This is a genomic window from Desulfovibrio sp. (assembly GCF_019424165.1).
In the GTDB taxonomy this organism is placed as follows: domain Bacteria; phylum Desulfobacterota; class Desulfovibrionia; order Desulfovibrionales; family Desulfovibrionaceae; genus Desulfovibrio.
Genome location: NZ_JAHZAA010000007.1, coordinates 68922 through 89691 on the forward strand (window position 1 = coordinate 68922; position 20770 = coordinate 89691).

Annotated in this window: 18 protein-coding genes and 1 tRNA gene; 15 read left to right on the forward strand and 4 right to left on the reverse strand. The window is 56.6% G+C overall.

Features of this window, described 5'->3' with window-relative positions; all coding sequences use genetic code 11:
• Positions 1–119: 119 nt before the first annotated feature.
• Both QZ377_RS04645 and wbaP read right to left on the reverse strand, forming a co-directional pair.
• On the reverse strand, positions 120–1274 hold the full coding sequence (locus QZ377_RS04645; protein ID WP_291439965.1) for a glycosyltransferase family 9 protein: 1155 nt from the start codon (positions 1272–1274) through the stop codon (positions 120–122).
• Positions 1274–2674, reverse strand: a complete 1401-nt coding sequence (gene wbaP / locus QZ377_RS04650; protein WP_291439967.1) for an undecaprenyl-phosphate galactose phosphotransferase WbaP — start codon at positions 2672–2674, stop codon at positions 1274–1276. Before wbaP ends, QZ377_RS04645 begins: the two co-directional genes overlap by 1 nt.
• Before the next feature lie 368 nt (positions 2675–3042).
• Between wbaP and QZ377_RS04655 the strand changes: the two genes are divergently transcribed.
• The 5 genes from QZ377_RS04655 to QZ377_RS04675 all read left to right on the forward strand — a co-directional run bounded on the left by QZ377_RS04655 (position 3043) and on the right by QZ377_RS04675 (position 9330).
• Positions 3043–3786 (forward strand): ABC transporter substrate-binding protein, encoded by a 744-nt coding sequence (locus QZ377_RS04655; protein WP_291439969.1) that lies wholly within the window; start codon positions 3043–3045, stop codon positions 3784–3786.
• A 90-nt stretch (positions 3787–3876) separates the two neighbouring features.
• Positions 3877–4569, forward strand: a complete 693-nt coding sequence (locus QZ377_RS04660; RefSeq protein WP_291439971.1) for an amino acid ABC transporter permease — start codon at positions 3877–3879, stop codon at positions 4567–4569.
• Positions 4570–4572: 3 nt separating this feature from the next.
• Positions 4573–5331, forward strand: a complete 759-nt coding sequence (locus tag QZ377_RS04665; RefSeq protein ID WP_291439973.1) for an amino acid ABC transporter ATP-binding protein — start codon at positions 4573–4575, stop codon at positions 5329–5331.
• Position 5332: 1 nt separating this feature from the next.
• Positions 5333–6001 carry an amino acid ABC transporter permease gene (locus QZ377_RS04670; RefSeq protein WP_291439975.1) on the forward strand — a complete coding sequence of 223 codons (669 nt, stop codon included), beginning with the start codon at positions 5333–5335 and terminating at the stop codon, positions 5999–6001.
• A 230-nt stretch (positions 6002–6231) separates the two neighbouring features.
• Positions 6232–9330 carry a bifunctional diguanylate cyclase/phosphodiesterase gene (locus QZ377_RS04675; protein ID WP_291439978.1) on the forward strand — a complete coding sequence of 1033 codons (3099 nt, stop codon included), beginning with the start codon at positions 6232–6234 and terminating at the stop codon, positions 9328–9330.
• A gap of 149 nt (positions 9331–9479) precedes the next feature.
• Here QZ377_RS04675 and ilvA read toward each other — a convergent pair whose 3' ends face one another.
• Positions 9480–11018, reverse strand: coding sequence for a threonine ammonia-lyase, biosynthetic (gene ilvA, locus QZ377_RS04680; protein WP_291439980.1), 1539 nt, complete (start codon positions 11016–11018; stop codon positions 9480–9482).
• A gap of 203 nt (positions 11019–11221) precedes the next feature.
• Here ilvA and QZ377_RS04685 point away from each other — a divergent pair, with 203 nt between their 5' ends.
• The 10 genes from QZ377_RS04685 (at position 11222) to QZ377_RS04730 (ending at position 19510) form a co-directional block, all read left to right on the forward strand.
• Positions 11222–11920, forward strand: coding sequence for a 50S ribosomal protein L11 methyltransferase (locus tag QZ377_RS04685; protein ID WP_291439982.1), 699 nt, complete (start codon positions 11222–11224; stop codon positions 11918–11920).
• Between the two features lie 74 nt (positions 11921–11994).
• Positions 11995–12411 carry a nickel-responsive transcriptional regulator NikR gene (nikR, locus tag QZ377_RS04690; RefSeq protein WP_012625386.1) on the forward strand — a complete coding sequence of 139 codons (417 nt, stop codon included), beginning with the start codon at positions 11995–11997 and terminating at the stop codon, positions 12409–12411.
• Entirely contained in the window at positions 12411–13193 is a 783-nt protein-coding gene (gene folE2, locus QZ377_RS04695) for a GTP cyclohydrolase FolE2 (RefSeq protein ID WP_291439986.1), read from the forward strand. The genes nikR and folE2 overlap by 1 nt, the downstream gene beginning before the upstream one ends.
• Positions 13194–13336: 143 nt before the next feature.
• On the forward strand, positions 13337–13747 hold the full coding sequence (locus tag QZ377_RS04700; RefSeq protein WP_291439988.1) for a flagellar basal body rod C-terminal domain-containing protein: 411 nt from the start codon (positions 13337–13339) through the stop codon (positions 13745–13747).
• 137 nt (positions 13748–13884) lie between these two features.
• On the forward strand, positions 13885–14862 hold the full coding sequence (locus QZ377_RS04705; RefSeq protein WP_291439990.1) for an NlpC/P60 family protein: 978 nt from the start codon (positions 13885–13887) through the stop codon (positions 14860–14862).
• A 343-nt stretch (positions 14863–15205) separates the two neighbouring features.
• Positions 15206–16180, forward strand: coding sequence for a tRNA glutamyl-Q(34) synthetase GluQRS (gene gluQRS / locus QZ377_RS04710; RefSeq protein WP_291439992.1), 975 nt, complete (start codon positions 15206–15208; stop codon positions 16178–16180).
• A 116-nt stretch (positions 16181–16296) separates the two neighbouring features.
• Positions 16297–16677, forward strand: coding sequence for a hypothetical protein (locus QZ377_RS04715; RefSeq protein ID WP_291439994.1), 381 nt, complete (start codon positions 16297–16299; stop codon positions 16675–16677).
• Between the two features lie 286 nt (positions 16678–16963).
• A tRNA-Thr gene (locus QZ377_RS04720) sits at positions 16964–17039 on the forward strand.
• Between the two features lie 143 nt (positions 17040–17182).
• A complete protein-coding gene (locus QZ377_RS04725; RefSeq protein WP_291439996.1) occupies positions 17183–17968 on the forward strand; it encodes a hypothetical protein in 786 nt (261 codons plus the stop codon).
• Positions 17969–18370: 402 nt separating this feature from the next.
• Positions 18371–19510: a PDDEXK nuclease domain-containing protein gene (locus tag QZ377_RS04730; RefSeq protein WP_291439998.1), complete on the forward strand. Its 1140-nt coding sequence runs from the start codon at positions 18371–18373 to the stop codon at positions 19508–19510.
• A 40-nt stretch (positions 19511–19550) separates the two neighbouring features.
• Here QZ377_RS04730 and QZ377_RS04735 read toward each other — a convergent pair.
• Positions 19551–20770 (reverse strand): hypothetical protein (locus tag QZ377_RS04735; RefSeq protein WP_291440000.1); only part of this gene is annotated, 1220 nt, incomplete at its 5' end.

Consider the following 20770-nt stretch of genomic DNA (forward strand, 5'->3'; position numbering starts at 1 on the left):
AGGCCCCGGAATCGTTCCGGGGCCTTTGCATATTGCCTGCCTGGCACTGTTCATAAACGGGAGCGTCAAAGACTCTCGGGCTGTTTGCTGTTTATCCCTGTGCAGCCAGCCATCCAGCTTCAAAGATTTGCGGGTCCGCGCACGCCCATGCGCTCCAGCGCATCCAGCACGTCGCTCACGGGCAGATTCTCCAGGCAGGTCACCGGCGGTTCGGGATATTCAAAGCCAAGATTCAGATAGGCGCAGGCCCCCGAATGCGGCAGCAGACTTTGCACCTGCCTGCCCCAGGGGCCCCAGCGGAGAGGATTGGTAGGCCCGTGCAGCCCCACTGTGGGCGCACCGGCAAGAGCCGCCAGATGCATGGTTCCTGTATTGACCGAAACAGCCGCTGCCGCCCTGGAAAACATCCAGGCAAGCCCGGCAAGCGACAGGTCGCCCGCCAGGGACACGGCGGGACAGTCCGCGTGAGCCACAAGAAAAGCCGCGTTTCGTGCGGCATCGCCGGGCGCCCCGGTGAGGCAGACCTGAAAGCCGCGCCCGGCCAGTTCCCGGGCCAGAGCCGCCCAGTGGCCCGAAGGCCATTCCTTGAGCCGGGCATGAATGCCCGACGGCCACATGTGCAGATAAATACGCGGAAGGCGTGCTCCCGCAAGCTCTGCCAGCATGTGATCGGCCTTGGCGGCATCCGCTGGCGCCTCAACAGGCAGGGCAAGGCATGGCTCACCCTCCAGATCGTCATACACCGCTTTGCCCAGAGCCAGAAAATTTTCCACCTCGTGCCTGTCCGCGCAGTGCGGCACCCTGTGCGAGTAACCGTAGGCCCTGCTCTGCCCCGGGGTATCAAAGCCCACGGTGCAGGGCGCTCCTGACAGGTTGCTCAGCACAGCCCCGAGCCGGGGCCACTGGCTGCTGTCAAAAAGCATGTCCAGCTTTTTCCCGCGCAGCCAGTCCAGCATGGCCGGAACCTTGCGCACACCAAAGGAGGCGCTTTCATCAATACCTGGAATCAGCGATGCCGTAGCGGCGTTCCCGCTGGTGGTCAGCAGATAAAAGCGCGCATGGGGGAGACGCCTGCGCAAGGCCGTAATCAGGGATGACAAAAGCAGCAGGTCGCCAATGGCGCCAAGGCAGAGAAATCCTACCCGCTGCGGTTCGGACGGCATGTTCAGCCTGGCTGTTCCTGCCACGGCCCGCAGCCCCGCCGTGCAGACGGTCAGCGGGATGCCCGCCCACCGGTCAAGAAAGCGGTTCAATCTGTTACCGCGCTCACCCATCAGTAGGCTCCCTGCCCCAGAATAACCACAGGCACGGTTTTGCACAGAATCCACAGATCCATCCATACGGACCAGTTATTAATATAATACTGGTCAAAATTCACGCGCTCCTCATAGGTGGTGTTATTGCGGCCGGAAACCTGCCACAACCCCGTAATACCGGGCCGTACCATACAGTATTCGTCAAATACAGAGCCGTATTTTTTCACTTCGCCCCTGACGATGGGGCGCGGCCCCACAAGGCTCATATCGCCCGTCACCACGTTGATGAGCTGCGGCAGTTCGTCAAGGCTGAGCTTGCGCAGCAAACGGCCCACGCGGGTAATGCGCGGGTCACATTTCAACTTGCGGTCGCAGGCCCATTCTGCGCGCAGGGTGGCATCGCTGCTCAGCATATCCTTGAGCACCTTGTCCGCATCACACACCATAGTGCGGAACTTGAATATCCGGATATCCTTGCCGCCCCGCCCGATGCGCGTCTGGCGGTAAAAAACCGGCCCGGGGCTGTCCAGCTTGATAATAAGGGCAAGAACAGCCCCAAGAGGCAGTAAAAGGGCCGAACCAAGCAGGCACAAGCCGATATCCAGACATCTTTTGACAAAAAGCCGGCGCTTGTCGCGCAGGTTCTGCCGTACCAGCAGCCCCACGGCATTGCCCAGATCACGCGGCGTCAGCCAGTGGACGCGAAAACTGCCGCCAAAGGCCGGAACCACAAGGGTACTGCTGAAATACCGGCTGGCCTCGGTAATCACGTCCACATCCTGCGCCTTGCCCACCTTTTGCAACAGCAGGGCCATGGCCTTGGGCTGCCGGGAGGAAACAGAGGCAAACAGACGGCGCATCTCCTCCGGGGCTTCGGGCAGATCGTAAATGGCCACCGGGTTGAGCCCCCTGTCGGGATGACGCTTCAGATAGCGCCACAGCTCGCGCCCTTCGCTGCAATGATCAAAAATAACCAGTGGTTTGCCCCACCAGCGCCGCCGCGCGTAAAGGCGGCGGCACAAGCTGCGCATGAGCGGCATGCTGAAGAGAGTGGCGGCCCAGCTGCCCATAATGACAATACGCGAATAGGCATCGCCGGTTTTGGACAGAAAAAGCACTGCCAGAATAATGGCGTACAGAAGGCTTGTCAGTTGAAACAGTGCCTTGAGTTCACGGTGCGGCGCAAGGCTCACTGTCTGGTACAGCCCCAGTCCGGCTCCCAAAACAGGGCCGAGCAGAAGCATGGGTACAACCCAGTGATACAGTGCGGGATCAAGGCCGCCAAAAGCGGCTCTGCCAAGAAGCACGACAAGAGCGGTCCCCAGAAGGGCCAGCAGGTCAAACAGACACAGCAGAAATTTCTGGGCGGAAATACCGAAAAGAGAGGCGAGGTAAACCCAGCGCGAGGTTTTTTTCATGGCACCCATCCCGGAAAAAACAGTGCCGCTTGCGCGGCAAAACCACCGGGGTTGATTGTTTTGGTCTGCAACAGGCCTGGAGCATCGCACCATGCTTTAAACCATATTATTATCCCATATTCGTTCCCTCTGCAAACGGCAAAAAACAATCCATCCCGGTCGGCTTGCGTCACGGCACAGCTTCTGTTAGATAAAATCCTTGTTTTGCCGTAGCCAGCGCGGCGGCAGGGCATGCGCCCTGCCTGTGTGCGCTCGCGTACCCCGCGGCCTGAACCACGGGGCGCGTATCCATTTTCAGCGGCTGCCGCTACTGTTTTCGCGGTCCTGCCGTATAAAGGCCACTGCTATTTCCGAGGGGGAAAACGAGCATGAAAAAATTTCTTGTCTGCGCCCTGCTGGCTGCCGTTATGGCCGCCGTGCCCGCTTTTGCCAAAAAAAGCTATGTGAACGGCATTGACCCCAATTATCCGCCTTTCGCCTATATGGATGAAAAAACCGGCCAGCCCGCCGGCTTTGACGTGGATTCGCTCAACTGGATAGCCAAGACCATGGGCTTCGAAATCACGCACAAACCCATGGCCTGGGACGGCATCATTCCCGCCCTTGTGGCCAAGCAGATCGACATGGTGGACTCCGGCATGAGCATCACGCCCGAGCGCGCCAGAGTCGTGGAATTTTCCGAACCGTACTGGACGGTTTCGCGCGTGTTTATCGTACCCGCCGACTCCACGCTGACCCCGCAGGACGTCCTGACCAAAAAGGTCAAGCTCGGCGTGCAGCGCGGCACCTCTGAAGCCAACGCCATCAAGCAGGAACAGCAGGAAAAGGGGTATCCTTTTGAACTGCGCTTCTACGAGTCCGCCCCCCTGGCTGTGGAAGACCTGCTCAACGGCCGCATTGAAGTGGCCCTTATGGACGAACTGCCCGCCGACGACGCCATTGCCAAAGGCCGTGCCGTCAAAAAGGCCGGTGTCCACGGCGAACCCGACAAATTCGGCGTAGCCATGCGCAAGGGCGATAAAGACCTGCACAAGCTCATCAATGAAGGCTACAAAAAGCTTATGGCCGATCCGTACTGGCAGGAACTGCAGAAAAAATACCTGAATAAATAAGCAACGCGAAAGCGCTGAACGGCAGGCGCGGACCGCCGGTTATTCCGGCGGTCCGCGCTGTTCTGCCCAACCTACGGCAAAACCCCGCATATGGACTCACTTTCAGTAGTTTACCACGCCCTGCCGTCCATGCTGGCCGGCTGCATAGTCACGGTGGGCAACGTGACCATTTCTCTCGCCATGGGCCTTGTGCTCGGCGTTCCTATGGCTGTGGCCCAGGTTTACGGCGGCCCCTGGCTGCGCCGTCTGGTCGCGCTCTATGTGTGGTTTTTCCGGGGCGTACCCATTCTTGTGCTGCTTTTTCTGTGCTACGGTTTTTTCATCAGTCTTGGGCTGCCGGCAGACCCGTTTCTTATATGCTGCCTCGTACTTGGCTGCACCAGCACGGCCTACCAGTCGCAAATCTTCCGGGGAGCCATTGAAAGCCTGCCCCAGGGACAGCTCAACGCGGCACGCGCTCTGGGCATGGGTGAAAGCACGGGTATTTGCAGCATCATACTGCCCCAGGCCATGCGCCTGTCCATTCCCGGCTGGGCCAACGAATTTTCCATTCTGCTCAAAGACTCGGCCATCTGCTACGTTCTCGGCACACAGGATATCATGGCAAGAACGTCTTTTGTGGCCGCGCGCACGCACGAGCATCTGGCCCTTTACGCGGCGGCGGGCTGCATTTATTTTCTGCTGACACTGGCGGTGCTGAAACTTCTGCGTCGTCTGGAAAAAAGAGTTCATGTACCGGGATATTCCACGGGCATGGGCATGGAAGGCACGGGTGCGGGATAAGCCATGAATGTGGACGAACAAGCGATTCTGCGTGTTGAAGGCATCTCCAAGAAGCTGGGCGGCAAGCCCATTCTGGACAATTGCAATCTTTCGGTGCGCCGGGGCGAACTCAAGGTGCTCATCGGGCCTTCAGGCGCCGGCAAAAGCACCTTGCTGCAGAGCATCAACTGTCTTATCCCCCCGGACAAAGGCGATATCTATCTTGAAGGCCAGCGCCTTGACCGCGCCAGCAAGGCCGCCTTGTGCGCCTTTCGCACTCAGGTGGGCATGATCTTTCAGGACTTCAACCTGTTCGATCACCTTACAGCCGAGGAAAACGTGGCTATTGCCCTGCGCAAGGTGCGCGGCATGAACCACAAAGACGCCAAAGCCCGCGCCCATGAGGAACTGGCGCGCGTCGGCCTGGCCCGCCGCGCCCTGCTCTACCCGGCCCAGCTTTCCGGCGGCCAGAAACAGCGCGTGGCCATGGCCCGCGCCCTGGCCATGGACCCAAAAGTCATTCTGCTGGACGAACCGACATCGGCGCTGGACCCGGAACTTGTGGGCGAAGTGCTCGCTGTCATACGCGACCTTGCCAGCGGGGGCATGACCATGATCATGGCTACCCATCAGATGGAATTTGCCCGCGCTCTGGCCACAGAGATCATTTTTATGGAACACGGCAAGCTGATTGAACAGGGCGCGCCCGAGGTTCTCCTGGCTGAAGGCTCCGCCACGCGCACCCGCGACTTCTGCCAGCGCCTGCTGGAGATGGGGGTTTAGCGTGCTGGACACGGCCTTTTTCAGCCACGAGCTTATCCCCGCCCTTAACAGGGGTCTGCTCGTATCCCTGGCGCTCATCATTCCCGCAGGCAGCCTGGGCTTTGTGGGCGGCGTGCTGCTGGGCTGCGCCCGCGCCTTCGGCCCGCGCTGGATGCGCCGCGTGGGCGACTGGTTTACCGCTATCGTGCGCGGCGTGCCGCTGCTGGTACAATTGATGATGATCTATTACGCCCTGCCCAAGCTCGGCATCTATTTTCCACCGTATGGAGCCGCCCTTACAAGCTTTATCCTGTGTACGGCGGCCTACCAGAGCGAATATGTGCGCGGGGCGCTGCTCTCCATCCGCCAGGGGCAGATACGGGCGGCCCAGGCCCTGGGATTCAGCACCTGGAAAACGGTGGCCTGGATAGTCGTGCCGCAAGCGGCGCGGCGCGCCCTTCCCGGCTGCGGCAACGAGATCATCTACCTCATCAAGTACAGTTCACTGGCCTATTTCGTCACCTGCATGGAGCTTATGGGCGAGGGCAAGGTGGTGGCGTCAGACACATTCCGCTTTACTGAAGTGTTCGTAACAGTGGGGGCCTACTACCTGGCCATGGTTACGCTGGCGACATTTTTTCTCCGCTGGCTTGAACGCCGCTTTTATGTCCCCGGGTTTGGCGCACGGTAAGAATTTCTTTCTTTCCCGCAATGGAAAGGCTCTCCACTCTATACGGTGGGGAGCTTTTTTTACAGCACAGGGCAATTCCTACAGATATGCACATATTCCAGATATGGAATATTCAAAAATAATTCTGTATAGGTTTCATATGCCATATTTTTCTTATACAGAACATTGTACATATCAAACTTTCAATCACAAAATGTTTAAAAACATCAGCCGGATATAATGAGACCGGAATGAAAAAAAATATAGGCTCCCTGAAAGTACGCGTTACCACCTGCTTACAGCATGAATGGGCAAGATATCTGGCTTCTGTTTCATTAATTTTCCTTTCCATTCTCATTGTTTATGCTTTCAATATTCCCAACCCCATGATCATTCTGATGATCCCCATTGTGTATGCTACATATTCCAGCGGTTATCTTGGGGGCGCTCTCAACGGCTGTGTGGCATTTGCGTACAGTGCCCATTTTTTTCTGGTCAAGACCAACGATCCGGCCGGCGCTTACAAATCCGTCACCATTGCCCTGTCTATCTTCGCCATTGTCCTTCTTGTAGGAAAGCTCAAATCACGGGAAGAAAAAAACATCCAGGAACTCAAGCGCTATGGTGATGCGCTGGTTCACATGGCTACCACCGACAAATTGACAGGCGCCTCGAACCGGCATGCTTTTTTCAAGAGGGGAGCGGCCCTGCACGAACACAGCAAAAAATTCAACATGCCCGTCTCGGTTCTCTTCATCGACATCGATCATTTCAAGCAGGTGAACGACCTCTATGGACACGCCTTCGGCGATGCGGTTCTGGAGCGTATTTCATATGCCATCAAGCGCTGTTTGCGCGGCAGCGACATCAACTGCCGTTATGGCGGCGAAGAATTTGTGGTTCTGCTGGCCCACGCGGACAGCGATGCGGCTCACCTTGTGGCGCACCGCATCATGAACATGGTGCAGCGCATACGCTTTCAGCAGTATCCCGACCTGCGGCTTTCTGTCAGCATCGGTCTTTCCAGCATGCAGCCCGCAGCCCCCCGGAGCCTTGAGCACCTTATCCGCTGCGCGGACAGCGCCATGTACCAGGCCAAGCAGGACGGCCGTAACCGGGTAGTTGTGGAACATCCCGAACCGTATACGGGCAAGCCCAGAGAAATCCCCCTGTCCGTCCTGCAGACGGCCACACCGGCACACCCGATGGATCAGGGCATGATCTCCGACATGCCGGAAGAAGAAAAAGCGTTAATGCAGGACACGCTGCTGAACACCCTCGAACAGATGCTGGAACTGGTCTACGTAGTGGATGTGACCACTTATGAGCTGCTTTACATCAACGCCTCGGCACGGGAAAAATACGGCATCGATAATTCACGTGGCGCCAAATGTCATCAGCTGCTGCAAGGGCTGGATACCCCGTGCTCTTTCTGCCTCAACGACCGGCTCACATTTGACAGTGTGTATTCCTGGGAATTTACCAACAAAATGCTGGGGCGGCACTTCATTTTGCGCGACAGGCTCGTAAACTGGAACGGCAGAAAAGCACGGATGCAGATCGCAACCGACAGCAGAGAGAGGGAGCTGGAACGCCAAGCGCGGCAAGACGCGCTGGAGGGAGAGCAAGTCAACAGGGGCTGCATTGCCCTGCTCTATAATGAAAAAACCCTGTCAGAAGCTCTGGAAGATCTGCTGAAGCGGGTAGGCAAGCACTTTGGCGCAGACCGTGCCTATTTCTTTTGGCTTTCCGGCACAACATTCTTGCTGAACAGCGAATGGCGGGCCGCCAGCCTGACCCAAAAACGCTACCAGACACTGGACGAAGCCCGCTTTCAGCAATGGAAAATGTCTGCGGACACCAGCGAATACCTTGTTATCAGCAATATGGAGCAGCAACAGGAGGCCTACAAGGACCTTTATGCCCAGGGCATCCGCAACCTTGTGATCATGCCTCTGGAACAGAACGGAACGTTGCTGGGTTTCTGGGGTATGGAAAACGCTGCTTCCGGAAGAATCCGCGAAATCGCGCCCCTGCTGCTTTCGCTGCGCTATTTTCTGCTCTCAACCATACGCCGCATCAACTCCGAAGAACTGCTGGTCAAGCTGAGCTTTGAGGACAGCCTCACGGGCCTGCACAACAGGAACTCTTACCTGCAAGACATTTCCGGCGCTAAAGACACGCACAATGCGGGCATCGCCTATCTTTCCATCAATGAAATGAAACGGATCAACGACGTGTTCGGCCAGGCCCACGGCGACCGGCTGCTGGTGGACTGCGCGCACTGTGTCAAAAAGACCTTTCCTTCGGGTACAGCCTACCGCGTGGGCGGGGACGAGTTTCTTGTCATGTGCAAAAACATACCCCGGGAAGGCTTTGAACAGTGCGTTCGCCTGCTCAAGGTACACTGCTCCGCCTTTCAGGATTGTCGCGTGGCCATCGGCCATCAGTGGGCCGAAACAACAGCCGCCATGCAGGACCTGGCCCATGCGGCGGAAAAACTCATGTATCAGGACAAGAAAAATCACTACCGGAAAAACCTTCCCAGTGACCGTTACCGCCACTACAACGATGACGTCTTCTGCCTGACCGAACCGGGCATGCTGAAAAAAAGCCTGCACGAAGGCGCGTTTACCGTCTATCTCCAGCCCAAGGTGTCTTCTGCCGACCGCAGGGTCAGCGGCTGTGAAGCTCTGGTGCGCTATCTGCAAAAAGACGGCACTGTCACGCCCCCATCGCAGTTTTTGCCAGTTCTTGAAGACACAAAACTCATCGGCATTCTTGATTTTTATGTTTTTGATATTGTTTGCGCCAGCATAGCCCGGTGGCTTGCCGAGGGCAGGCGGGCTATTCCCATATCCGTGAACTTTTCGCGCTACACCCTGGCAGAACAGGATTTTCTCACGCGGCTGCAAACGGTTTTCAAGGGCTACGGCATTGATAAAAAATGGGTGATCATTGAGGTGACGGAAAGCGTGAAGGGCGTGGAGGGCATGAACCTGCTTGCCCTGATCGACAGTATTCGCGAGATGGGCTTTGCCGTGGCCATTGACGATTTTGGGGTAGACTTTGCCAACCTGTCGCTCTTTTCACTGGCAAATTTCGACGAACTCAAGGTGGATAAAGCCCTTGTGGACAGCATCGTGACCAATCAGAAAACCCAGATGGTCATTGAAGCCGTGGTGGACATGTGCCGCAGAATGGACATTCGCGTAGTGGCCGAGGGCGTGGAAACAGAAGAACAGTTTGCCATTCTCAGGCAAAAAGGCTGCGAGCAGGTTCAGGGCTATCTGTTCAGCAAGCCGATCCCCATGGCGGCCTTTGAGAAAAGCTATCTGCCCCTGCAATAGTTTTCCGCTGACAAAAAGGCCCGTTTCCGTCCAGGTCCGTCCCCAGCCAAAGGGGTATGCCTGAACGAAAACGGGCCGTACTTGTTTGTGGAACAGATGTTACGAAACATCCGCGCAGGACAGCGGGCCACCTTCAATGGCAGCCGGCCCTAGTCGTCGTGCCACCCCAGAAACATCTGGTAGGCGGGATTGTTCGTTTCTTCCACATGCGGGTAGCCCATGCCTTCAACCCGCTGCAAAAACTCCTCGAAAACCTCGCGCTTTTCTTCCGGAACCTCAAAGCCCACCAGCACGCGGCCAAAGTCAGCACCATGATAACGGTACTGGAACAGGCTGATACTGAAGTCCACGCGCATGGCGTCCATAAAGTCCAGCAAAGCGCCGGGCCGTTCGGGGAAGGTAAAGCGCAGCAACCGCTCATGCAGCACCTGCGGTGCGTTGCCGCCCACCAGATGCCGCAGGTGAACCTTGGCAAATTCGTTATCAGTCAGATCAACGGCCCCAAAACCCTTGCTGTGCAGTTCTGCCAGCACTTCGGCCACATCTTCACGCCCACTGATTTTTATGCCAACCAGCACACGCGCCTTTACCGGGTCGGAAAACCGGGTACACAGTTCAGTGATATTGCGATTGCCGAAAGCAGCACACAGGACGCGAAAACTGCCCACGGCTTCCGGAATGGTCACTGCCAGCAGGGCCTCGCGGTGCGCGCCGATTTCAGACCGATCCACCACATGGCTCAGGCGGTCGAAGTTCATGTTGGCCCCGCTGACCACCGCGGCCAGGGTAACATCCCTCTGGCCGCTGGCGGCAACGTAGGCGCGCAGCCCGGCCAGGGCCAGGGCTCCCGCGGGTTCGGCGACCAGGCGCGTGTCTTCAAAAATATCCTTTATGGCTCCGCAGATGGCGTCTGTCTCTACCACAATAATGTCGTCCAGCAGGTCGCGGCACAGGGCAAAAGTGTGCTCGCCCACCAGCTTCACGGCAACGCCGTCGGCAAAAAGCCCCACGTCATGCATTTCCACCCGGTGTCCGGCCATAACCGAACGGCGCATGGCATCGGAATCCACAGGCTCCACACCGATGACCCGGATTTCAGGCCGCAGGGCCTTGATATAGGCCGCAACGCCCGCCGCCATGCCCCCGCCGCCGATGGGCACAAAAACCGCGTGAATATCGCCGGGATGCTGCCGCAGAATTTCCATGGCGATGGTTCCCTGCCCGGCAATGACGTCCGGATCATCAAAGGGCGGAATATAAATGCAGCCGCTTTCCTGAATAAGTTTGAGTGTATGCTGCCAGGCATCGCTGAACGATTCGCCTGAAAGCACCACCTGCCCGCCCAGACGGCGCACAGCCTCCACCTTGATGGCGGGCGTCGTCACAGGCATGACGATGGTGGCCTCGCAGCCAAGCTTGCGCGCTGCCAGGGCCACACCCTGGGCATGATTGCCCGCAGAGGCGGCAATAACGCCGCGCCGTAAGTCTTCCGGCGAAAGGCGGGCCATTTTGTTGTACGCACCGCGCAGCTTGAAGGAAAAAACAGGCTGATAATCCTCACGCTTGAGCAGAATCCTGTTGCCGAGACGGCGCGAAAGGGTCTTGGCTTCTTCGAGAGGCGTCTCCACTGCCACGTCATAAACGCGGCTCAACAAAATGCGATTCAGGTATTCGCTGTGCTTGTGCATGCATGTGTCCTTCGGCTGCAAAAATGACACGGCCGTCCTGTAGCCGTGCGGAAAAACGCTTGTTCGTCAGCGCAGATTCTTATATACCCGGCGTCCGCTCACCTCAACCCCCCAACAACAGCACAAATGCGCCGTGCAGGCGGACAAGCCCGTGCGCCCTGTACAGCGGCGGGCCATTAGGATAAGCTCGCGCCGGAGAATATATGCCGCCAGAATACCCGCAGCAAGAAGACAAGGCCCTGCGCGCCTATCAGCCGCACATTACCGTGCGCGCCGCCGGGCGGCTGTGGCAGCTCAGCCGCGCCGCCGACCTTGAGCAACTCTGGGAGGCCATGACTGCCGATTCCCACGACTTTGAAGACGAACGCCTGCCCTACTGGACGGAGCTTTGGCCATCAAGTGTGGCCTTGGCCTCGTGGCTGCATGAGCGCCGCCAGGAGATCGCAGGGCGGAACTGCCTTGACCTGGGCTGTGGCCTGGGCCTCACGGCCATGGTGGGCCAATGGCTCGGCGCCCGTGTGCTGGCGGTGGATTATGAGGAAGAGGCCCTGCGTTTTGCCGCCCGCAACGCGGCCCTCAACGAGGTTTCCCAGGCCCTGTGGGCAGTTATGGACTGGCGCAGCCCCGCAGTCCGGGCCGGAAGCATGCACCGTATATGGGGCGGCGACATCATGTATGAAAAACGCTTTGTAACGCCGGTATTGCGTTTTCTGGGGCATGCCCTGGCCCCGGACGGGGCAGCCTGGGTAGCCGAACCGGGGCGTTCGGTTTACGATACGTTCCTGCACGCCCTGCAAAGTGGCGGCTGGCAGGGCAGACGGGTTTACGCCCAAAAGGTCGAAGCCCTCTACGCCCAGCCCGTACCCGTCACCGTGCAGGTATGGGAAATCCGCCGCGCCTGACGCGGCCACAACACAAACAGAACAGCGCGCCGCCCTTATTTTATTATAGGCGGCAAGCGCCGCAGGACACTGCTATGGGAAATCTTGCACGCTTTGGCGTTTCACTGGATCAAGACCTGCTGGAACCCTTTGACGAGCTTTGCCGTCGCAAAAGCTATCCCAATCGCTCCGAAGCCATACGCGACCTTATCCGCAAGGCCCTGGTGGAGGAAAAGTGGAACAGCGACGCCCACGGCGCAGGCACGCTCACCCTGGTTTACGATCACCATAAAAACGATCTTTCGCGCCGTCTTGTGCAAATCCAGCACGACGACCACGACCTTATCGTTACCACCCTGCACGTGCACCTTGACCACTACAACTGCCTTGAAGTGCTGGTGCTCAAGGGCGAGCCCAAGCGCATGCGCGCTCTGGCCGACAAGCTTATCGCCTGCCGCGGCGTCAAGCACGGCACTTTTACCGGCACTACCACAGGAGAGGACCTGGCATAATGGAAGACGTGCAAAGTCATGCCCCGCAAATCCCCCTGAACATAGATCGCGTGGGCGTGCGAGAACTCCGGCTCCCCCTGCTCGTGCGCGACCGTACCCGGGGTACGCAGCAGACCGTGGCCAGCGTTGACCTTGGCGTGGACCTGCCCTCAGAATTCAAGGGTACCCACATGAGCCGCTTTGTGGAAGCGCTGGAACAGTGGAACGATGAAATCAGCTACCAGTCGGTACGCCGCCTGCTGCAGGATATCAGACAGCGCCTCGAAGCCCGGCGGGCTTACGCGCGCTTCTGTTTTCCCTACTTCATCAGCAAGGCCGCTCCGGCTTCGGGCAGTCCGGCCCTGGTCAGCTACCAGTGCCGCCTCACCGGCGAACTTGACGAAGCGGGACAGCATTTTATTCTAGAAGTAGACGTACCCGTCATGACTGTCTGCCCCTGCTCCAAGGCCATCAGCAACGAAGGCGCGCACAGTCAGCGAGCCATCGTGCGCATGCGCCTGCGCATGAAAACATTCTCCTGGCTCGAAGATTTCATAGACATAGCCGAAGCCTCTGGCTCATCGGCCGTCTATACGCTGCTCAAACGCGAAGACGAAAAATATGTTACCGAGCATGCCTTTGCCCATCCCACATTTGTGGAAGACGTGGTGCGCAATGTGGCGCAACGGCTGTCGGAACACGGGCAGGTGGAATGGTTCAGCGTGGAGGTGGAAAGTATGGAATCCATACACAATCATAACGCCTTCGCCCGCATTGAACGGCATATCAGCGACAAGGGCTGAAACTGAGCCTGTACGCCACGGCAAAAAAATTTTGCAATCGTTTGCCGGTTATGCTAGTGCAGCGCTAAGGGTTGTTTTCACATGCGCGCCGCCCGCGCCAAACCATCGCGGGCAAAAACGCAAAGCAGCCTCAGGGTACAGATATGAGCGGCATAAACACAAGCATGCAATTGGGCGCTTCAGCCATGAACACCCACTCTTGGGGCATGGCTGTTGCTGCGCACAATGTTGCCAATGTCAGCACCGCGGGCTTCGAGCCGCAGCGCGCTGTTTACGCCACCGGTCCGGCGGGCCAGGGGGTGCGCCTTGATGCCGTGCTGCAGGGCAACGGCCCGGCCGGTCCTTCCGGCACAGGCGGTACAGCCTACAGCGCCGCCCAGGCAGTCTATGACGTAACCGCAGGCCTGCCGCTTGAAGCGGCAAGCCCCAGCGGCACAAATCTGGCCCGTGAAATGGTTTCGATGATCTCTACCCAGCATGCCTATAAAGCCAATGCAACCACGGTGCGCACCAGCGACGCCATGCTGGGCACACTGCTGGATATCAAAGCCTGAACCGCAGGCCCATACACCCGGCCCGCACGGCCGGAACAGACACCGGGGCAGGAAGCCCGACAGTTTACGCCGGGCATGGCCCGTTTTCCGACTGACCTGCCGCCACCTTCTGGCCGGCATAACATTGTGGAGCGCTGATGGGAAAATGTCTGAAACTGTGCGCGTTGATGATGGGCTGCGTGTTGGCCTTTGGTTGCGCCGCCAAAAAAAGTCCACAGGAAGACAGCATTGACAGCCTGCGCGCCGAGCGGTTCCGACGCTCCTATGAGGCGGCTTTTGATTCCAATCAGCAAGTGGCCGGCCAGCAGCTCCTGCGCAAGGCCAGGTCAGCCATCGGCACCCCCTATGTGCGCGGCGGAACTACCCCGGACGGTTTTGACTGTTCGGGTTTTGTATGCTGGACGTATAAAAGCGTCGGTGTACAGTTGCCCCGCACTGCGCGTGAACAGTCTGTCATCGGGCAGCGCATCACCAAGGTGGAAGACATGCGCGCCGGAGATATCGTGGCCTTCCGCCACCCCCGGCGGGGCTACCACACAGGCATCTATGTGGGCGACGGCAAGTTTATCCACAGCCCGCGCAAACGAACCAAGGTGCGCATCAATTCGCTGGACGACCCCTACTTCAAAACCACATTTCTCAGCGCGCGCCGCGTCAAGGTTGAAGGTGGCGAAACGCTGACGGCCCAGGCCGAAAGCCGCCTCAGTGATTTTACTGAAGAAAAGGTCGTGCGCGAACTGGCCCGCGACAAGAAAAAACCGGCAAAAAGCCGGGCCGCCGCCACACGCGACAGCAAGCGCACAAATACGCGTGAGAAAAAACGGGATACCACCATACAGGTCGCCAGCAACGACAGAAAGGGCGCCGCCACGGCCCGCGCCACAGAAGCCAAAAGCAGCAAAAATACCAAGCAGACCGCGCAGACCGTCAAAGCGTCAGCTAAAGCTACTGGCAAAACTCAGAACAAATCACAGGACAAGGCCGGGGCAACGGCCAAAAAGCCTGACAACAAAAAAACCGAAGCCAAAAAGTCCGCACCCGCCAAAAGCCCGTCAGCCAAAACTGACGCCGGGAACAAAAAGAATCCGGGCAAGGACAAAAACAACAAATCCTGACGCTATCAACAACAGCCGGCAACAACTGACAGCAGCCCGACGCCTGCCGGTCAACGCCGGATGACAGCCGGACAAAACCGGGCAGTGACGGACGCTCGTGCCAACCGTGCAACCGCATGGCTTCACGCCGCAAACCTGCTACCCGCCACTGGCGTGTAAAGCGAAAACTGCGGCATCCAGGCACGCGGCGCACACCGCCGAACCGGAGCAGACCTGAAACAGACCGAGCACCTGATGCCCCGGGGCGGGGCAAACGCAGCCATGCTGTTCCGGTTCAGGCATAATTGCCGCCCTGTGTCAGTAAAAAGACCGCCCGGCGCGGCACACATACTTCTGAAGTCCCATGCAGCATTCATCGCTCCCTTGCGGCAGGCTGGCCCCAAGCCCCACCGGGCATATGCACCTGGGCAACGCCTGGGCCTTTTTGCTGGCCTGGCTTGCCGCTCGCTCACATGGCGGGCAGGTGCTGCTGCGCCTTGAGGACATCGACCCGCAGCGCTCCCGGCCGGACTATGCCGCAGCCCTGCTGGAAGATCTGCGCTGGCTCGGCCTTGACTGGGATTATGGGCCGGATGTGGGCGGCCCCGGCGGCCCATATGTGCAAAGCCAACGCGGCAAGATATACGATACGGCGCTGGCGCGGCTTGCACAGGCCGGACTGACCTATCCCTGTTTTTGCACACGCAAGGAACTGCGCCAGCTTGCCGCCGCGCCGCATATGGACGACGCAGGCGCCCCCTATCCCGGAACCTGCCGGCATCTGAATGAAGAGCAGATTCAGGCCATGCTGCGCTCGGGCCGCAAAGCCTGCGTGCGCCTGCGCTGCCCAAAGGCGCCCATACACTTTGCCGATGCCGTCATGGGGCCACAGAACTTTCTTCTTTCCCGGTGCGGGGGCGACTTTGCCCTGCGCCGCTCCGATGGCGTTGTGGCCTACCAACTGGCTGTAGCCGTGGACGACGCCCTTATGGGAGTCACTCAGGTGGTGCGAGGCCGAGACATTCTGCCCTCGACCCCGCGCCAGATTGCTCTTCTCGAACTCTTGGGCTATGGTGCGCCTTCCTATGCCCATGTGCCCCTGCTTCTGGATGCAGAGGGAGAGCGCCTGGCAAAGCGCCACAACAGCCTGTCCCTGCGTAGCCTGCGGGAACAGGGGGTTGACCCGCGCCGCATCACAGGTTTGCTGGGTCACCTGGCTGGTCTTACTTTTTCCGCCGCAAGCGCAAGCCCGGCGGAACTTATGCCCGCTTTTGACTGGAGCCGCCTGCCACGACAGGATGTGCGCCTTGAATACAGTCACCTGCGCGGGCTGCTGTGACAAAACCGGCACGGGTGAAACGCGCAACCGGACGGCCCCCGCAAGGGCAGGCCAAAAATCGCGCGCCCGGTCTCTTTTTAACGACAGCATATCTCACAGTCTCATGGGGGAAGCGCATGACTTCGCAAAATCTGGATCAAGCCTTTCTGGACGAAATTTTTCCTGCTACCCGCGCAGACGAGTTTTTTGACGCCCTTTTTGGCGGTGCGGAAGAAGGGGCCTACGACATCTGTCTTGTATGCCGCGAGGCAACACCCGGGACAGTCCGCCTGGCCTTTGAACTGCGGCAGCGGCCCGGCAAATGCCTGGTCTGCAATCTGACCTATGGTCTGCCGCAGGTTTTCCAGCGTCATCCCATCCTTAACGTGGCGGGCGTTGCCCGTGACGTGGCCCAACGCCTGGGCTGGCCTGTGGAAAACCTCAAATGGAAGCTGGGTCATACCGAAGAAGTGAGCAATGAGGTACACGCCATTCCCCTGACCCTGGAAAAGGCGTAAGGCTCAGGCAAAGCGCCTTGACAGCCCCGCGCTTTTTTGGCAATAGAATCCGGTCGCCAGCTTGGCTCACCTAGTAGGGCGCTGATCCGTAATAGACCAGCTTGTCAACTGGCGGGAGAGAAAAAGTCACTGCAAAGGTGACGAAAAAAAAGACATACAAAAAAGATAGTTGCCAGCTTAGCTCACTTGGTAGAGCAGCTGATTCGTAAGAAGTAGCAACTCAGATTTTTGGGTTTTAGATGAAAATTGGGGATTTTTCCCCAAAAGCGTTGATACTCAACGCAATGCCGCCTTGGCTCAATTGGCAGAGCATCTGATTCGTAATCAGAGGATTGCCGGTTCAATTCCGGCAGGCGGCTCCACTTTCCGGGGTTTTTCGTGTCCAAAAAGCACGAGAAACCCCGCTTCCTTTTTTTCGGGTTCATCCTACCCTTATCCTACCCTGGAGCGTAACGGGGTATCCTACCCTCTTCCTACCCTCCGGGTAAGGCAACCGGAGGCGTCAATGATGCCCTCCGGTAATCGTTGCGGCCATGATCCGAAGCATCCAAACCTTTCCCCGGTCAAACCCATCAGGAAAGGAAAAGGAGGATTGCCGCGTATACTCTCGCTGGCCGCAGAACGGGCAAAGGCTTGGTACTACCATCCTAGAAAATGCAAATTGCTCCAATCGCACCAGCACAGAAAAACCCGTTCCGAGCGCCGGGAGGCTTGCCAGATTGTCATTGAGACAATCCTATCACACCTTGACCTTGCTTCCCTCTGCCTCGGTACGCCGACCCTGGAGAATGGTTTCATCGACATAGACATGCGAACCATCGTCCGTGATTCCGGCATCAGCCAGCGCCGTTGTGAGCGGGCTATCGCCTTGCTCAAAGAAGCGGGCTTTATGAACGTGCAGCAGCCCCGTGCCATCAACGACCAGGGCAACTATGTGGGACTCCGGGCAATTCGCGTTGTGGCCACGCTCTTTTTTGAATTTTTGAACCTTGGGCCGATGCTCCAGAGAGAAAGAGCCAGAGCCAGCAGCAGGCTACAGCGCAAGGCCATGAGAGCTAACCGCAAAGTAGCGGACTTCATGCGCCGAATAACCAAAGGGCTTCGCAATGCCTTCACATTCAAGCCCCAACGCTCACGCGCAGATCAGGAAAAGCGCGAGGAAGCGGCGCTACGCTGGAACAGGGCTTGCGCGAAATACATGATTGCCAATCTTGCTCCAGACGAGTGCCGACGACGAACAAACGCGGAACTCGGATTGCCCGCCGACTACAGCCCCGGCAGATACGCATAGCAGAGCTTGCACGTCTGGCCGCATGGGGTTTTTCTGGATTTTGGGCCTTTCCCGGCCCTGCCTACCCCTCCAAGTTCGACTTTCCCGGCCTGAATTTCTCCATGAAGGGGATTTTCCGCTCGGTATGCCATGACCGGAAAAAATAGGTGTCGCATGGTTAGTCCGTAGGTGTCGCGCATAAAACCAAAAGACAAAAAAAATTAAGAAAAAAGGAAGGAAGCCAATTTTATTAAGACTGTTCCGCCTTGCCCATTTCTTATTACGGCGAATCAGCCATAATTAAAGAGGGCTACAGCCAGGGAGAGAAAGACACGCGCCTTCGGCGCGGCCAATGAGTAAGGGAAGTGCGTTTTCCCCTACGGGCAACTTTGCAAACCAGCCGGAATAGCGTACATTTCCACAATGCCAAAACAATCCATCATAATCACCAGAGATCTCACCGACCTTGTTCAGCAAGTACGGGAAATCATACTTTCTGCCCGTGCGGTTGCCGCCCGAAGTGTTGATACCGTTCAAATCGCCATGAATTTTACCGTAGGTCAACGTATTGTCGAACATGAGCAGGGAGGAGACAAGCGGGCTGCCTACGGCAAACAGGTGATGGAGCACTTGGCGCAGTCAATGACTGCCGAATTTGGGCGAGGTTTTTCCAAAAGAAACCTGGAGCTTATGCGCCAATTCTACCTTATGTATGCGCCACGCTTGGAGAATTTGCCAAACGGCCTCGTGCCGTTCCCGCAAATTGCGCAGATCGTGTCTGCGCAATCCATTCAGGAAAATAGCGGCAAGATTGCGCAGACATTGTCTGCGCAATTGCCAATTTTGCCCTTAATTAGCTGGTCTCATTATGTTTTTCTTATGGGCATCGCCAACCCGGAAGAACGGATGTTCTATGAAATAGAAGCTGCCCGCCATAGCTGGAATTTGCGCACGCTCAAGCGTCAGGTGGAATCCTGCCTGTATGAAAGGCTCGCTCTTAGCCGGGACAAGGAAGGGGTGGAGCGTCTGGCCAGCGAGGGCGACTTGCCGCAGACCCCGCGCCAGTTGATCAAAGATCCACTGGTGCTGGAATTCCTCGGCCTGGAGGAAAAAGCCCATTACTCCGAACATGACCTGGAAAGCGCCATTATTGATCGGCTTGAATCCTTCCTGCTGGAACTCGGCAAGGGGTTTCTTTTTGAAGCCCGGCAAAAACGCTTTTCTTTCGGCGCTGATCACTTTTATGTCGATCTGGTCTTTTTCAATCGCCTGTTGCGCTGCTATGTGCTGATAGACTTGAAAATCGGGAAGCTGGCCCATCAGGACTTGGGCCAGATGCAGATGTATGTGAACTACTTTGATCGCCATGTGAAATTGCCGGAAGAAAATCCGACAGTTGGGATTCTCCTTTGTAAGCTCAAAAATGACGCCCTGGTGGAGCTAACACTGCCGGAAGATGCCAACATTTACGCTTCGCAGTATCAGTTATATTTGCCATCCAAGGAAGAGTTGCAGCAAAAACTGCGTGATTGGAGTGAAGAAAACCAATCAGAAGATAGGTAGATATTGGATTTCAGTCTGATCGGCTATAATTGGGCCGCATTTAGTTTAAGATAATAATTTCATCATCGTTAAACCAGCCATTTCCAGACAGCCCTGCCTTTAATCCCGCCGGATTATCAGTATAGGCTACGACTGCCAAGCTTTTCTCTGCGCGACTACAGATGACATAGAATAGGCGACGTGTTCTATCTATCCCCGTTTCTTTTCCTTCTCTCTCGTTATTGATGTCGGTCGTAGTTTTACTTTTTATCCCGAACAATTTGTCGTAGGAAAATAAAAAACCTCGCATTTCAGAGTCATCAATTATGGCCATTACTCTTGGAAACTCCAAGCCTTTCACTCCTTGATGCGTGAAAAATGGAGATTGGCCGTTGATATATGCAGCATAATTCTGTATTTGCGAAAATTTTGTGTTTAGAAAATTGTCCAAACAGTCTATTTTATCGACCGATGGCTCTTCAGTATTATCTATTTCATCCTCAAATGCATTGACGACAGCTTGTTCAATAGGTGTTCTCATTAAAATCGGTTTATACCCGTTGGGAATTTTGAATACGCCACCCTCATAAACTATTTTTAAGAGTTCTCCAAAATTTATATCTGGCTTAGCATCATATGCTGTGCATAATTTTTCTATGTTGGTTTTCGCTGTTTCCAAAATATCTTTAGATCTAGTCTTATTTTCGAACATATAGCGTTTCTGAAATAGTCGTGACATTTTTTTTACGACATTGGCCAATGCGAACTTATCACCATTTTTATGCGCTTCCAGTATCGGCAAAATGACCTCGGAGAATATCCGAATTTCAGGTAACGTGCCGTCTAAAAGTCCGAGCCGGAATTCATCGGATGGATATAGGGCGCTAAACATCTCGCCAAATCCCATCCGGTTTGCAGCCATGTGGTGTTCAAGAATCAAGGAAACAACGGATTCGCGCTTATCCCAATCACCATCACCCGTTATCGCCGCCATTTGTTGCATAACAAGCGCTTCGGCTGCTTGTTTGTCCTTGCTGGATTGGATAGCAAAAAGCCTAACGATCCCACCGTTCTTATCCTGTCGTTCCTGTTGTTTTTGGGAATCGACATCGGAGCGGATTTTATTTATCAATTCAATGATCCGCGTTGGTGAGCGGTGGTTCATTTTCTTGGCTGGCCTTGCCCAATCCGCAGGCAATTCAATTCCTAGGTCAGCTTTTCCGTCGCCATAGATGCGTTGCATAGTGTCGCCAAGCAGCCCAAGCGAAAATTCATTTTTAT

Coding starts and splice junctions, on each gene's coding strand:
- gluQRS (WP_291439992.1), top strand. CDS start 15,206: ATGCAGCATTCATCGCTCCCTTGCGGCAGGCTGGCCCCAAGCCCCACC.
- QZ377_RS04660 (WP_291439971.1), top strand. CDS start 3,877: ATGGACTCACTTTCAGTAGTTTACCACGCCCTGCCGTCCATGCTGGCC.
- nikR (WP_012625386.1), top strand. CDS start 11,995: ATGGGAAATCTTGCACGCTTTGGCGTTTCACTGGATCAAGACCTGCTG.
- QZ377_RS04685 (WP_291439982.1), top strand. CDS start 11,222: ATGCCGCCAGAATACCCGCAGCAAGAAGACAAGGCCCTGCGCGCCTAT.
- QZ377_RS04655 (WP_291439969.1), top strand. CDS start 3,043: ATGAAAAAATTTCTTGTCTGCGCCCTGCTGGCTGCCGTTATGGCCGCC.
- QZ377_RS04645 (WP_291439965.1), bottom strand. CDS start 1,274: ATGGGTGAGCGCGGTAACAGATTGAACCGCTTTCTTGACCGGTGGGCG.
- QZ377_RS04700 (WP_291439988.1), top strand. CDS start 13,337: ATGAGCGGCATAAACACAAGCATGCAATTGGGCGCTTCAGCCATGAAC.
- QZ377_RS04665 (WP_291439973.1), top strand. CDS start 4,573: ATGAATGTGGACGAACAAGCGATTCTGCGTGTTGAAGGCATCTCCAAG.
- QZ377_RS04675 (WP_291439978.1), top strand. CDS start 6,232: ATGAAAAAAAATATAGGCTCCCTGAAAGTACGCGTTACCACCTGCTTA.
- QZ377_RS04730 (WP_291439998.1), top strand. CDS start 18,371: ATGCCAAAACAATCCATCATAATCACCAGAGATCTCACCGACCTTGTT.
- folE2 (WP_291439986.1), top strand. CDS start 12,411: ATGGAAGACGTGCAAAGTCATGCCCCGCAAATCCCCCTGAACATAGAT.
- QZ377_RS04705 (WP_291439990.1), top strand. CDS start 13,885: ATGGGAAAATGTCTGAAACTGTGCGCGTTGATGATGGGCTGCGTGTTG.
- QZ377_RS04725 (WP_291439996.1), top strand. CDS start 17,183: ATGATGCCCTCCGGTAATCGTTGCGGCCATGATCCGAAGCATCCAAAC.
- ilvA (WP_291439980.1), bottom strand. CDS start 11,018: ATGCACAAGCACAGCGAATACCTGAATCGCATTTTGTTGAGCCGCGTT.
- QZ377_RS04715 (WP_291439994.1), top strand. CDS start 16,297: ATGACTTCGCAAAATCTGGATCAAGCCTTTCTGGACGAAATTTTTCCT.
- wbaP (WP_291439967.1), bottom strand. CDS start 2,674: ATGAAAAAAACCTCGCGCTGGGTTTACCTCGCCTCTCTTTTCGGTATT.